Origin of the sequence: Paenibacillus agaridevorans, assembly GCF_018604145.1 — a bacterium.
Taxonomy (GTDB): Bacteria; Bacillota; Bacilli; order Paenibacillales; family Paenibacillaceae; genus Pristimantibacillus; species Pristimantibacillus agaridevorans.
Window position 1 is genome coordinate 5,984,113 of sequence record NZ_CP075889.1, and the last position, 13,036, is coordinate 5,997,148.

The 13,036-nt window shown below is 46.5% G+C and carries 14 protein-coding genes and 1 pseudogene; 7 read left to right on the forward strand and 8 right to left on the reverse strand.

Annotation, left to right across the window (positions count from 1 at the left end; genetic code table 11):
- Positions 1–147: 147 nt before the first annotated feature.
- The 6 genes and pseudogenes from nrdJ (at position 148) to dcm (ending at position 7,020) form a co-directional block, all read left to right on the forward strand.
- Positions 148–2,371: pseudogene (gene nrdJ, locus KJW29_RS23870) on the forward strand (ribonucleoside-triphosphate reductase, adenosylcobalamin-dependent).
- Between the two features lie 23 nt (positions 2,372–2,394).
- Positions 2,395–2,610: a TM2 domain-containing protein gene (locus KJW29_RS23875; RefSeq protein WP_214626514.1), complete on the forward strand. Its 216-nt coding sequence runs from the start codon at positions 2,395–2,397 to the stop codon at positions 2,608–2,610.
- A 292-nt stretch (positions 2,611–2,902) separates the two neighbouring features.
- Positions 2,903–3,112, forward strand: a complete 210-nt coding sequence (locus tag KJW29_RS23880) for a helix-turn-helix transcriptional regulator (RefSeq protein WP_214626515.1) — start codon at positions 2,903–2,905, stop codon at positions 3,110–3,112.
- 29 nt (positions 3,113–3,141) lie between these two features.
- Positions 3,142–5,271, forward strand: a complete 2,130-nt coding sequence (locus KJW29_RS23885; protein ID WP_214626516.1) for an S-layer homology domain-containing protein — start codon at positions 3,142–3,144, stop codon at positions 5,269–5,271.
- A gap of 310 nt (positions 5,272–5,581) precedes the next feature.
- Complete coding sequence (locus KJW29_RS23890; RefSeq protein ID WP_214626517.1) at positions 5,582–6,136, forward strand: AAA family ATPase; 555 nt, start codon at positions 5,582–5,584, stop codon at positions 6,134–6,136.
- Positions 6,133–7,020: a DNA (cytosine-5-)-methyltransferase gene (dcm, locus tag KJW29_RS23895; protein WP_214626518.1), complete on the forward strand. Its 888-nt coding sequence runs from the start codon at positions 6,133–6,135 to the stop codon at positions 7,018–7,020. Before KJW29_RS23890 ends, dcm begins: the two co-directional genes overlap by 4 nt.
- Before the next feature lie 1,334 nt (positions 7,021–8,354).
- On the opposite strand, the gene KJW29_RS23900 is transcribed toward dcm, so the two are convergent.
- On the reverse strand, positions 8,355–8,909 hold the full coding sequence (locus KJW29_RS23900; protein ID WP_214626519.1) for a hypothetical protein: 555 nt from the start codon (positions 8,907–8,909) through the stop codon (positions 8,355–8,357).
- Positions 8,910–8,936: 27 nt separating this feature from the next.
- Entirely contained in the window at positions 8,937–9,173 is a 237-nt protein-coding gene (locus KJW29_RS23905) for a hypothetical protein (RefSeq protein WP_214626520.1), read from the reverse strand.
- A gap of 275 nt (positions 9,174–9,448) precedes the next feature.
- Here KJW29_RS23905 and KJW29_RS23910 point away from each other — a divergent pair, with 275 nt between their 5' ends.
- Positions 9,449–9,997 (forward strand): hypothetical protein, encoded by a 549-nt coding sequence (locus KJW29_RS23910; RefSeq protein WP_214626521.1) that lies wholly within the window; start codon positions 9,449–9,451, stop codon positions 9,995–9,997.
- A 267-nt stretch (positions 9,998–10,264) separates the two neighbouring features.
- Here the strand turns inward: KJW29_RS23910 and KJW29_RS23915 are convergent, their stop codons facing one another.
- Genes KJW29_RS23915 through KJW29_RS23940 form a run of 6 tightly spaced genes read right to left on the reverse strand, consistent with a single transcriptional unit; the run spans position 10,265 to position 12,502 of the window.
- On the reverse strand, positions 10,265–10,648 hold the full coding sequence (locus tag KJW29_RS23915; protein ID WP_214626522.1) for a hypothetical protein: 384 nt from the start codon (positions 10,646–10,648) through the stop codon (positions 10,265–10,267).
- A 29-nt stretch (positions 10,649–10,677) separates the two neighbouring features.
- A complete protein-coding gene (locus KJW29_RS23920) occupies positions 10,678–10,992 on the reverse strand; it encodes a hypothetical protein (protein ID WP_214626523.1) in 315 nt (104 codons plus the stop codon).
- A 31-nt stretch (positions 10,993–11,023) separates the two neighbouring features.
- Complete coding sequence (locus tag KJW29_RS23925; RefSeq protein ID WP_214626524.1) at positions 11,024–11,341, reverse strand: hypothetical protein; 318 nt, start codon at positions 11,339–11,341, stop codon at positions 11,024–11,026.
- Complete coding sequence (locus KJW29_RS23930) at positions 11,338–11,631, reverse strand: hypothetical protein (protein ID WP_214626525.1); 294 nt, start codon at positions 11,629–11,631, stop codon at positions 11,338–11,340. Before KJW29_RS23930 ends, KJW29_RS23925 begins: the two co-directional genes overlap by 4 nt.
- 45 nt (positions 11,632–11,676) lie before the next feature.
- Positions 11,677–11,973 (reverse strand): hypothetical protein, encoded by a 297-nt coding sequence (locus KJW29_RS23935; RefSeq protein ID WP_214626526.1) that lies wholly within the window; start codon positions 11,971–11,973, stop codon positions 11,677–11,679.
- The gene (locus tag KJW29_RS23940) at positions 11,954–12,502 is read right to left on the reverse strand and encodes an AAA family ATPase (RefSeq protein ID WP_214626527.1); all 549 of its coding nucleotides are present in this window, start codon (positions 12,500–12,502) and stop codon (positions 11,954–11,956) included. Before KJW29_RS23940 ends, KJW29_RS23935 begins: the two co-directional genes overlap by 20 nt.
- Positions 12,503–13,036: the final 534 nt, after the last annotated feature.

Here is a 13,036-nt window from a genome sequence, read left to right on the forward strand (position 1 = left end):
CTCAAAGTAGAACTTCCCTCCGACGTATTGCAACGTACGGAGAAGCGGCGGCTAGTGGTCGACGAGTGCGTGCAATGCAAGGAATACATCTTCGCAGGCGATGACGTTGCCTTATTCGATGAAGAGGAATTATTACACGAGGAGTGCGTGGAGCAATACCTATCTGAGCGTACCAGGTACGGCGAGATCGACATTCACGCAGAATATTACCGCACGTATAGCCGTTACCTCCTTGATAAGAAGCGTCGGGAAACGTGGAAAGAAACGGTTCGCCGTTCGGTCGAATATAACGTTGGCTTGGAGCGCAAGCACATCGAGAAAATCGGATATCCCGTCGACTACGGCCGTCTTCGCAAGGAAGCGCAAGAACTGTTCGACTCGATGTTCGATCTAAAACAATTTTTGTCTGGACGGACGTTATGGGTCGGTGGCGCAGAGAACGGCGTGGCCGACAAGTATCCGCTCGCTAACTTCAACTGCTCATTTATCGACGTTCGCTCGTGGGAAGACTTGGGCGATCTGTTCTATTTGCTCCTCGTCGGTACTGGCGTAGGATTCAAAGCGACAAAAGCGAACATTGCTAATCTGTCGCCGATCTGCACCAACACGACATTACTTCATTCCGACTATAAGCCGGTCGAGAAGCATCAACGGTTGCAGAGTACGGAGTTGCGTCTGCTGGATAATGGCTTCGCCAAAATCTATGTCGGAGATTCGAAAGAGGGTTGGGTGCAGGCGTTACGAACGTATTTCGTGCTTCTGACACAAGAGCGGTTCGAGAATATTCATACAGTCAAAATTTCTTATAATTCCGTCCGTCCGCTCGGTGAACGTCTGAAAACGTTCGGCGGTACTGCGTCGGGTCATACGCCTCTGCAGGAGATGTTCGATGGTATCGACAAGGTGCTGAAAAACCAAATCGACCTGAGCCTTGAGCCGTTGGAAGCCGTCTACAACACGACTTACAGCAAGGTGCGCCCAATCCATATTCTTGATATCGGCAATCTGGTAGGGAATAACGTTGTGGTCGGCGGTGTTCGTCGTACCGCTGAAATTTTCCTATTTGATGCCGACGACTATGAGTCCATGTTCGCCAAGTACGGCATCAACGGTATTTGGAACGAGGTTCAGCACCGCAAAGTAATCGCCCTGACGAAGAAGATCGGTCTTGAGGCGCAGGCAACGTTCTTAGGGAATCTGCCGCTGCTTGACGCCAATGCTCGGCCACTCCATCACCGTCGCATGTCGAACAATTCTATAGCTTTCGAGAAGCAGCCATCAAGAGAATTCTTGAATCTCGTATTCGAGATGATGCAAGCGGAAGGCGAACCTGGCTTCGTCAATCTCGAAGAAGCACGTCGTCGCCGTCCAAACGCGGAGGGTCTTAATCCTTGCGCCGAGATACTGTTGGATTCGTATGGCGTCTGCAAACTTGACGACGGTCAATATCGTGCAGTTCGTCAAATACGACGAGGTGCGTGGCAGATATGTTCTCGATGTATTGGGACTAGTCAATGCGCAACGACGTTCGGCGCGAGCTGGACTTCGCATGACGTTGGCGACGTTGGAATTGCCGCATTGGGACGCCATTCAACAACGTGACCGCCTGCTAGGGACTTCGGTAACGGGGTGGAAGGACGCTTTGGCGATGCTTGGCTTCAATGAAGAAGAAGAGAGCCGGCTTATGTCGGTGCTAGGGAATGCCGCTAGAAATGAAGCTGACGATGTGGCGAAGGGGCTGCGTGTAAATAGTCCATTACTCGTTACAACGGTTAAGCCCGAGGGGACGATCTCTCAAGTGGCAGGCGGTGTATCGTCGGGATTGCATTGGTCGCATTCTCCGTACTATATCCGTCGCATCCGTATTAACGCTGCCGATCCGCTGGCGAAGGCGGTTCAGTTCCTCGGTTGGAACATCAATCCCGAAGTAGGGACACCAGGCGCGAATCGCGAGGAGCAGCTTGCTAACGCTCGGACGTTTGTTATCGATTTCCCTGTCGCCAGTGGCGCATCGGAAACGAAGGATGACGTTTCGGCGGCTCGGCAGCTTGAGACGTACTTCATTTTCCAAGCGAACTACACCGAGCACAATTCCTCGAACACGATTACCGTCAGACCGGACGAGTGGTCGGAAGTCGAAGAGATAGTTTATGAGGGATGGGAAGATTTCACCGCAGTATCCTTCTTGGCGTTGGATGGCGGTTCGTATCAGCTCGCACCGTATGAAGCGATCACCAGAGAACAGTACGAAGAGATGGCGAAGGCGATGAAGCCGTTCGATACGTCGATTCTTGAGTACTTCGAGGTGGATGGTACTAGCGACCTTGACGGCGCTGATTCGTGTGAAGGTGGAGCATGTCCCATCAGATAGATAACGAAAGGAAGATAGACTTGATGACATTCAAAAGCGATAAATCATTCGTAGCTGCCCTAGTACTCGCGTTCCTGTTGGGAACATTCGGCGTACACCTTTTTTACGTCGGCAAATACGTGACGGGCGTTCTACAGCTCGTGACGCTCGGCGGTCTTGGTGTATGGGCGTTGATCGACATTATCCTAATTGCCGTTGGTAATTTCGAGGACTCCAAAGGCAATGTGATTAAGCCGTAATGGAAGAGCGGATCAGAAAACTACACGAAGATGCCGTCATACCGTCGTATGCATCGAATCTAGCCGCAGGTTTCGACCTAGTAGCGACCGAGGACGTTTTTATCGCACCAGGCGATACGGCGGTTGTCAAAGGTCATTTTCATCAACTCCATACTCACTATAGTTCACAAAACGTGATTGATCTATAATGTTCACGAAAAGTGATTATTTTTCATTGACAGTATTTGCCTTAACATGTAATATAGGGATGTAAAGGGAATCACGAAACGTGAACATCGTAGGGAGTGATAGAATGGCCAACAACAGGCTAGTTGCTTTACGGGCTGGCCTAAAACAGACACAAGCAGAGGTCGCTCAAGCGCTCGGAGTATCCAAGAGTACTTATGCGATGTATGAATTAGGCAAGCGATTTCCTCGCCGGCACATACAAGCCAGGATCGCAAACTATTTTGGAAGAACGGTCGACTATATTTTTTTTGTCTCAGAGAATCACGAAACGTGATTATTATAATTAGGGAGAGAAACCGACTAATGAAAAAACCACTAGCTACACTAACACTCGCAGGACTTATCGCATCCACTATTGCAACGACAGGCGCATTCGCAGCCGACCATGGCTTCACTGATATTGAAGGATCATTCGCAAAGAAACAAATCATTGAGCTTGTCGAGAAGGGCATCATCAAAGGTATTGACGCTGATACGTTCGACCCGAAAGGTCAGCTCACTCGCGCACAATTCGTTACTCTAATCGTTCGTGCGCTAGAATTGCCGATCGAGGACGTTGAGACAGATTTCACCGACGTCGAAGGATGGGCGCTACCTTACATAGAGGCGGCATTAAACGCAGGCATCATTATAGGTAATGGTAACGGCACATTCGATCCGAACGCTCCGTTGACTCGTGAAGCGGCCATAGTAATGATGGTACGTGCTCTACAAGCGCAATCGGATATCGAATTGGAAGACGCAAGCGCGCTCGACTTTACGGATTCCGACAGCATTTCCGATTGGGCGGCGGCTTACGTTGCTACGGCTAAGAAGCTCGGACTCATTAGCGGAAATCCGGACGGATTGTTTAATCCGCAGGGAACGGCTAATCGTGAGCAAGCGGCGGTCATGATGGTCAACGTGATCAAGGTATACGAAGAGATTACTTCTGAGCCTACTGAACCGACGGAGACGCCTGAGCCTACGCCGACTCCTACGCCGCCAGTTACGGGCGGTGGTGGCGGTGGATATATCCCTCCTGCGTCTGACACGACAGCCCCTAGCGTTCCGCAATTTGAAAGCTTTAATCCTGGTTATAACTCGGTTATCGTAAGATGGCTGCCCTCTACGGATAATGTAGGCGTGACGGGCTACGAGGTGTATAAAGACGATGAAAAGATCGCGACTGTATCTGGCACAGAGTACAATCTTACAGGCCTGGCCCCATCAACGTACTACAAGATCACTATCAAAGCGCGTGATGCGGCAGGTAACGTATCGAACGTAAGCCCTCCAACCCACTTAAGAACGGCGGCATACGCAACCAACGCTGAGGAGTTAACCGCCTTGTTAGCAGAGGGTGATAACTTTGATATTATTTTAGCAGACGGAGAATATACTGGTCAGTTCATAATCGATGGTCACGTAAGCATAAAAGGCGAGGGTGACGCAGCCATCATCAAAGCACCTGAGACTGCGGTCGCGCCGATTGAAGGGTTTGTTAATCATAACGGAGCTTCTATTCGTCCATTGATTTATGTCGCACCGGGCGCAGGTGCTATCATAAGGGGCATTACCATTGACGGGGCACATTCCGAAGACGTGAACCACCCCGAAGTTATTACCGGGGTCGGCGTCCAAAGCGCGGAGCATGTACGCCTAATCAACGTTACGATTAAGGGCATGATTGACCCCGATCCGAATCATCTCGGTATACAGAACGGTTACGGCGTGTACGCGGCTAATGCGGACCTGCGAGATTCGACAGTAATTATAGAAAACTCCAACATTAGGGAGTTCCAAAAAAACGGGGTATTCTTTAACGGTAACATCGAGGGAGCTGTCAATGATAACATGATAACAGGCTTCGAAGCACACCCACATAACGCCCAAAACGGCATCGTATTCTACAATGGAGCGTATGGTTCGATCCAACGTAACATACTCAGCGGTTTCCACTATACAGGAACGGCGAACGCTGTAGCGACTCCGATCCTAGTATTGACTGACGGCGAGGTCGTGGTAAGCGACAATAACGTGTTAATTCCTAACCCCGAAGACTTCGTAGCAACCGAAGACTTTAGCTTCACAACGGACATTGACGGCAACGGGACAGCGGCGTATAACGTAGGATTCAAGCTCAACACGAACGCTATTGACTACGCTAATATCACAGAGATCAAAGTATTCCTAATCGACGCCGTAGGAAACGTACTGGCGACTCGCACCGCTACAGGCGCTCAGATCGCGAAGCTCGCCGCTGACGACGTCGAGTACGGCGGTAAGGACGGACAACTCAGCGCAGCATTCAAAGAGCGCACAGCGGTTGACGCTAACGAATGGTGGACAAGCTCCACATATGCGTTCACAGAACCCGCTAAAGCCGTAATCACGATCAAGCTGAAGAACGATTCTGTATTCACGGTGGAGAACACTAATCTAGTGAAATAACGGAGAACCAAATAGATCAACAACAACAGCGATGATCGAGATAGAATTGCATTAAAGCTAGGGGAGGTGTTGGGAATTGTCGGGTTATCTGATGTTTACTGAGTTGCCAACACCGCTCAAGCTATTCGGTATACGCCTGTTTCGGGACGAGGACGGGCGATACTGGTACAAGATCAGAAACAACAGACGTAAGCGGTTATTTTAACTTGGGGCCTCCATTCGGAGGCTCTTTTTCTATGTCCTGAGACGGACAATCCTCGGTACCCAAGAGAAATCTTCTGTAGGGAAATTACACCGAGGAGGACAACATTTGCTAACGATTTTTCTATACGGTCCAATGGGCAGCGGCAAAGATACCGTCGCCGAATATTTGGAGCGTGAGCACAAGTTCTATAGCATCGCCCTAGCCGATGGCATCCGAAACTATATCGGCCACAACAATCCTGACTACGTTCCAAAGTCGGATCGAGCGCTTGGGATCGAGGTAGGCGAGAAGCACCGAGATTGGTTCGGCAGGGACTTTTGGTGCCATTATGCCGACGACTTGATCTTCAAGGAAACGGTTCACTTCCATGCTCCTTCGTACAATGGCGTCATCATCCGTGACGGACACTTCCCCCACGAATACGACCATTACGTCAACAGGCTCGGTTATGTGCCGGTACAGATCATCTCACACGAAATCAACCGTAAGAAGCGTCTCATGGAACGTGACGGACAGCTCAACGTGACACACTTCTACGACAAGAACGACATGGCGATTACTGACGACCCTGAATGGATCTTGCGGAACAACGGCGACCTGGAATCATTATACGAGCAATGCGACCGTATGTTGAAGGCGTATTGGGGCGGTGAGCTATGAGCTTCCGCTATGTATCGCTATTTGCCGGTATTGGCGGCTTCGACACGGCTCTGAATGAGCTAGGCGGCGAATGCGTCATGGCGTCGGAGATCGATAAGTACGCCGTCCAAGCGTATGAGCTGATCTATGGTCACAAGCCTGCAGGAGACGTCACCAAGATCGACGCTGTCGATGTTCCCGACCATGACGTGCTAGTCGCAGGATTCCCATGCCAAGCGTTTTCGGTCGCCGGTCAACGTAAAGGCTTCGAGGATACACGAGGGACGCTGTTCTTCGAAGTAGCTCGGATCGCCAAGCACAAACGGCCGTTGGAGAATGTAAAGGGGCTTATGTCGCACGACGGCGGTCGAACACTCGACGTCATCATCGCAACGCTGAATGAGATCGGATATACGGTAGATTTCGAGGTATTGAATTCGAAGTACTTCGGCGTTCCTCAGAACCGCGAGCGGATCTTCATTGCCTGCGTATTGGACGGCAAGGAGCAGCCATGGAATATCGAGGGGAATAACATGGTGGCGAAAGCCAAGTGTCGCCTGCAGGAAGCCGCCGCAAAGGTGTTCAACTTCGATTGGCCGACGAACAACACCGTCACAACTCGCCTGAGAGACATATTGGAGCCGGTAGTCTCCGAGAAGTATTATCTCGATAAGACGAAGACGGCAGCTCTGATCGTAAAGCTCGAAGCAGACCTGGATGCCGCTAGAATCCCCGTCACTGACGATCCCGAGGTTCAAATCGTTGGCAACCTCAAGCCTGACGATTGTACACGATTAGGACAGAGAGACGAGGTATATGCCGACAGCGGCGTCATTGGCGCTCTAAACGCATCTGACTATAAGGTGCAGCGGCATAAACGATCAGCCCGTTTTATTTATCATTAAGTTATCAAAGTAGGCAACGAGGGAAGCTTTAGTTCATACCAAATATCGCAAGTAACACATTCAACCTGATCTATGTCTGGGTACTCTAAGTCGTCGGGATCTTTATGGAACGTAGCCTTGAGCATAGAACCACATTCTTTACAATGGAAAGCTACCATTATCTCTGATTCGTCGTACTCGGAAGCTATCGGTGGTTTTCCTACGCCGAAGACTTTGCCGCATGAGCATGCTACCTGGTGCTCGTCGAGAGTATACTCATCTGATGTGAAGTTCTCCGTATGTGTTTTTCCGCATGAGCAAGTAAAGGTGACGCTGCTTGAGCTTCTATTATCAGAATAATTTTCCATAAAAACATCCTACTCCAATCTATTATTTTAATCGACGAATTAACAAGACTACTTTCTTAACTCGACCTTACCGTCGTCATAAATGTTCAACGACAGCTTGCGTCCATCCCGAACATGATAGCTGTAGACGCAGTATTCGTAGCCAAATCCGTCACGACCGAAAAACTCTAGCCTGCCGTATTGCTCGTAGAAAGCGACTGCTTAGGCATGAGACGAGAATTGCGGAAGGGGTTTGTTATTCGTCATTTTGTCCTCGTATCGTCGTACTGCGACACATCTAAGCATTACTGGAGAAAAAGATTAAACTTACGGGTAGGATATTTCAAATACAACGCGAATTTAAGTCATGGCGAGATTATGAAGGAAGCGAAGTCATGATATTTTTCGAAAAAACCAATAAACTGTCCAATGTCTTATTTTGTATTTTTATACTATTTCTCATTCTAACTGTAGTTTTCTTTGCGAGTAGCCAATTCACAGAAGTTCTTTCGCATAACTTCACCAATGATCTAAGAGGAACAATCTGGATGCTAGTTTGTTTAATGATTTCGATTTCTTCATTAGTTGCAGGAGTATCACTTAAGTATTTGATAAAAGAAGCTAATAATGAGATTCAAATACTTGAAGATAGAATGAAGAGGCATAAAATTTAGGTTTATACTTGAGGGATTTCTAAGTGGGCTATGACATCGTATAACACCTATTTACGCTTCTAGCAATTCGGCTCTCGGACAGTCGGATTATTAAGCTATCTGGAGACGATAGTTCAATTGACCGCCTTATCACAGAGGCGGTTTTTCATTCCTCTCTTTCGCAATATGGATCTACAACTCTACCTAAAACATATCGCGACGGTTTATTAATGCCTGAACGAGTAGCTTATACTCTTTGTCCCCAGCGTTCCCCAAGCCAGCCCATCAAGTCAAAATAATGCTGACGCCCCGAGTACAGTTCAACGGCAGCTCGCACGAAACCACTGGGATTACACTACCCTCTGTAACTGGTTTTATATGGCTTATTGCAAAGACATGCTCCGCAATCGCATCGTACCCATCTACATGTATAACAAGAATTATGCGTTTCCCTCGAAAGCCTTTTCTTGCATCTAAAACAATGTGTGGTTTTAGATTTAAGAGATTGCATCTTAAAAGCGCCTAATTGCGTTTCCTGATGTTTTTTTTCTTTGGCTTGCCTTCTATTTTCAGAAGCTAACTCTTCGGCTTTAACCTTCTCTTCATAATAAAGTCTAAGCTCTGTTACTGAGATAGATGGCGAAAGTGCTATTTTTAATCTTAACTTACTGCCTTCCTCACTTATTCCTACTATTATACCTCTTCTAGCGTCTGACTCATTTTTGTGCTGATCGCCTAAATGAACAAAATTCCCAGTCCATATACTAAGGACATTAATTTGATAATAAGTTGAGTAAATCCCTTTCATAAATCTACATTCCACTTCATGTAGATGTGCAACATGCCTTCTATCTATAAGGCATGTTAGTTCCATTTCATATATTCTTTTTTCTAAATCGATTAGATTCAACGCTCCACCTTCTTTCGCAATATGGATCTACCTTGCATCCCTGCGCCTAATTAACTCCTCCACTAGCTTTCGACACAACCACTCTTCCAGGCTTTCTCGCGTCACTACGTCTCCGTCAGCTCGTCTTAGTGCTGTCTCCAGCCCAACGAGTAGGTCGGCATAGGCGGATGCGTATATGTCATCTCTGAGCGTTTTGCGGGCGTCCAACTGCTCGGGGGCGAACTCAAACCGTCCGCCGCCCATGTTGCTTAAACGCTTAGACACTTTACCCCTCCTGTGGTATCCACTGGCGCTGAGACGATTCGGTCGTCCCGGCGCCTTTCGGCATGATTTGTTATGTCGCAATAAATCTAATACTGCAACCCTTAGTTCTTCAATGTGTCCTTCCGTATTCAGTACTATAATTTCCAGCATTCATTCAAAAGTGCCTTGATTGATTCGCTGTGCTAGTTGAACAGCGTAATTGAGAGAATGCAGGAAAATGGAATATACTTGTCGAAACTTGTTAATCTAAAACTATTAAAGGTGGATCAAGTTCAATGGAAACTACCCCAAAGCTGGAGCATAAGTCTTTTAATTGCATGTACTGTGGAGTATTTTCAAATCAAACTTGGCATACGGTGTTTTTCCTTCTAGAAGGAAAATACAATAACCCTGGAAATTATCATGCGTGTCGCTGCTCGCACTGTTTTAAAGTTTCTTACTGGTCAGGAGATGGAGCAATGTTATTTCCTAGAACTACATTGGCCCCAAAACCACATAACGACTTACCAAAATCAGCCCTAACGGACTACCAAGAAGCAAGGGCAGTGTATAACGATTCTTTCAGAAGTTGCATATTTCTTTTAAAAATCTCTTTAAGTAAATTGTTAAAGGAATTAGGGGAATCCGGTAATGATATTGAAGCCGATCTATCCTCCTTAGTATCCAAAGGTCTTCATCCTGAGGTATGTCAGGCATATATTAACTTGGCAACATCAGCGACAAATTTGGAAATCGTAAATAAACTGTTTGAGTTAGTCAATTTTATAGTCGAAGACCAAATTACAAAGAAAAAGCAAATCTCCTCGTTTTTCTCTATAAATTAACTAAGAAAGTTACAGGGTTTGTACCAATGTACAACCCTTTCCCCTTAATCTGCTACGCCTGCTGCATACTTGGTAAAGGTGCCTGCTTCTACGATTTGCTTTCCCCATTGACTGGTTCACCGCCTATCCAATATCGTCGTGCTACGCATTACTTTCTGTTAGACGCCCAGTGAAATGTAACTGTCAGATGAGACAGATTCATATCATCGATTTATTAAACGGGACTTGAACAAATTCGGACATTCAAAACACTCTCCATATTACCTTCTAAGGCAAGCGGTGGTATTTATGAAAAGCACCTATATATACAAGCTTCTTATCTCCCACATATACCTCTGATATATTTATCCACCCCAAATTATGTATTACGTACTCGGACTCCCCCATTAGTGCTTTGGTGAAGGATTCATCCCCAAAACCAATAGCAGTAAGACTTACTGAATAATCTTTGGATACTGCTTCTTCAAGTTCAGGCAAAGAAGGGTTAGAAGCGTACATTCCACTGAAAAAAAATGTAAATGATATGATAACAATGTATGTATTTCTGTTTTCGGTTTTTCTTCCAGACAAGCCCCGAATTACGGCAATGACGAAAGACAACGATATAATAATAAATACCACGCCTGCAAATAATAGTACTACTTCTTTCAACGGAAACACTCTCCCTCTATTGAATCACGCTAACCCAAGTAGAACTCCTTACGCTCGGGTACGCCCCAAGCGCCATTCGGATTGGCGATATGGTATCGATCGGCAACGGCTTTTTCTGGATCTCCGTCCTGGTACGTATCAAGCCATTCCTCGGCCAACGCCAATAGGTCGGATAGCTCGCCATTACGAGTAATCCACGCCTCAAGCGTACATAACCCGAGTACTTCACCTTCCCAATAGAATTTTATGACGTAAGAGCCGAAATGCATCTTCTCCAAATAAACGACGGCTTTGCCCGAACCTGCTGATAATAGTTCAAGTCGGGATTTCCGCTGAAATGCCATTCAGGGATCTCATACCCCCAATAAAGCAACCTCATGATTGATCCCCCTTTACACGTCGATGGCGTTCTGTCTGCGTCAATGCCGACTCAATAGCTTTCCCCGCAAGCATCGCCATCAGCTCTGTAACCTTTTCGACACGAATGCCTTGAGCAACGAGCTTACCGAACATAGCGGTCATCTGCGCTTCGATCATACTGAGAGACTGTGAGTCCGTCAGATTGCCGAAGCAAATAACCTCGATTCCTCGGTACTCCTGTGTAGCTGCGCCCGACTCGAAAGCCCCCATAACACCCTCGAACTCGAATAAATGACGCTCACCGTCAGCCTCTTCGATCAGAACCTTAATCATGCGCTTGTCTTGCTGATGATCTTGTCTGCGAATAGTTTGGCAGCATCGTGGCCACTATTGAAAAGCGCTCCAATATACGTATCGAATATGCCTTCGATGACGATTTTACGCTGCTTATCGAGCTTGCCGGCAGAATGGATCGCAGTTTCTATCGCTCTGTTGTATTCCTGGACGCTGAGCCTACGACCATAAACGTCTTCCATGCGCTCAGCTTCCTCGGCGAACTCCTCGAATATCTGCTTGAACAACGTAGCTTCCTTTTCCATTTCATCGAGCTGAATGAGTCTCATACGAAACACCCCCTAGTGGATAATTCCGACCTTGGCCAGTCGGATTTAATAAACGATATGAATGTTGCCGTCGTTGCCAATCTCGATTCTGGTGCGTTCGTCGAGGAATTGTTCGAATATCTCCGACTCTTCTTCGGTCGAGTAACTGCCAGTCGGCAGCGGCTCCTCGCGCTTGATGCTCGCCATGAAATCGGTGTACGCATCGATGTTGTTGACGAAATAATACGCCTGTCCTGTGTAATCTTCGCCTTCGCCGAATTTATCGCCCTCATACAGCTCGTAACCTTGGCGATTGAACCAGTTCAGCACGTCGACCTTGCGCTTATAGTTTTTCTCGCCCAAGATGCGCCTGATTAACACTAGTGTCTGTAGCGTTGTTCATATTTGTAACTCTCTTACTTAGCATTGCATCTGCTTCATCAAAAAACAAAATACTGTCAGTCCCTTCAGCCACTCGGAAAGCTTCTGTAATATTCTTTGGTGTATCCCCAACATATTTTGATTCGATATCAGCATAATTGACAATTATCATTCTCTTTCTAAAAGCATTCGCAAAGGCGTGAGCTTCCATCGTTTTCCTTTTCCCAGGAGGGCCATAGAGGTTAATTCCTACCTTACTTGAATATTTATGAGTCTCGCTTAACCCCCACGTATTGAACACGAAATCACTTTTTTCAAGTAATGCCATTGCATTTTTAATGGAGAGAATTGTTCTATCAGACAGAACTATATCCTCCAATCTATATTTCGGTAGCACAGCCTCAAAGATCGGAAGATTTGATTTTTCATCTTTTTTGACAGGTTCGACACTTGGTGTTGAAGTTGAAATTGGCCTGTATAAAGTCGAGCTATCCTTTTCTTTAAGTCCCATAACGTCATCCCCTTCTGCAATAAAAAGGACCGCTTAAATAAGCAGTCGCAGTTGAATGCTCTAAAAACAACCCACATTATCAACTAATTCTAAAGAACCATAAATTACGCCCTATAGCTTTTTCGATATTGTGTTTCTTTTAGATGTCCTATTGTTTTTCATTATAAATTTTTACAGCCTTATCAAACCAGTTCTTTTCTCCTATGTAAAATATACCATGTAGGGATTTGAATTTGAAGCGATTTTTATTATGAAATAAAACAGATTAGTCCTCTGGATATGTGCGTTGCGTACGTGTAGATCCTACTGTAATCTTCCTTGGTTAGTCTGAAGTAATAGGTTACAGTTAAAACAGCAAGATTGGGGTCTCCTTACACGCCCCACTTCTCATAACACACGCAGATGGCGAGGAACTCTGAGCTCTCTTCTCTTTTGACCGTAATTCTCACCGTCAAATGTAAGTTTATTGTCTGTTAGGGTTTACTATCAAATACTCGACCTATCGTCAGGGGCTTCTTCTTTTCTCGTGAGGAT

Coding starts and splice junctions, on each gene's coding strand:
- dcm (WP_214626518.1), top strand. CDS start 6,133: ATGAGCTTCCGCTATGTATCGCTATTTGCCGGTATTGGCGGCTTCGAC.
- KJW29_RS23930 (WP_214626525.1), bottom strand. CDS start 11,631: ATGAGACTCATTCAGCTCGATGAAATGGAAAAGGAAGCTACGTTGTTC.
- KJW29_RS23910 (WP_214626521.1), top strand. CDS start 9,449: ATGGAAACTACCCCAAAGCTGGAGCATAAGTCTTTTAATTGCATGTAC.
- KJW29_RS23875 (WP_214626514.1), top strand. CDS start 2,395: ATGACATTCAAAAGCGATAAATCATTCGTAGCTGCCCTAGTACTCGCG.
- KJW29_RS23920 (WP_214626523.1), bottom strand. CDS start 10,992: ATGGCATTTCAGCGGAAATCCCGACTTGAACTATTATCAGCAGGTTCG.
- KJW29_RS23880 (WP_214626515.1), top strand. CDS start 2,903: ATGGCCAACAACAGGCTAGTTGCTTTACGGGCTGGCCTAAAACAGACA.
- KJW29_RS23940 (WP_214626527.1), bottom strand. CDS start 12,502: ATGGGACTTAAAGAAAAGGATAGCTCGACTTTATACAGGCCAATTTCA.
- KJW29_RS23925 (WP_214626524.1), bottom strand. CDS start 11,341: ATGATTAAGGTTCTGATCGAAGAGGCTGACGGTGAGCGTCATTTATTC.
- KJW29_RS23885 (WP_214626516.1), top strand. CDS start 3,142: ATGAAAAAACCACTAGCTACACTAACACTCGCAGGACTTATCGCATCC.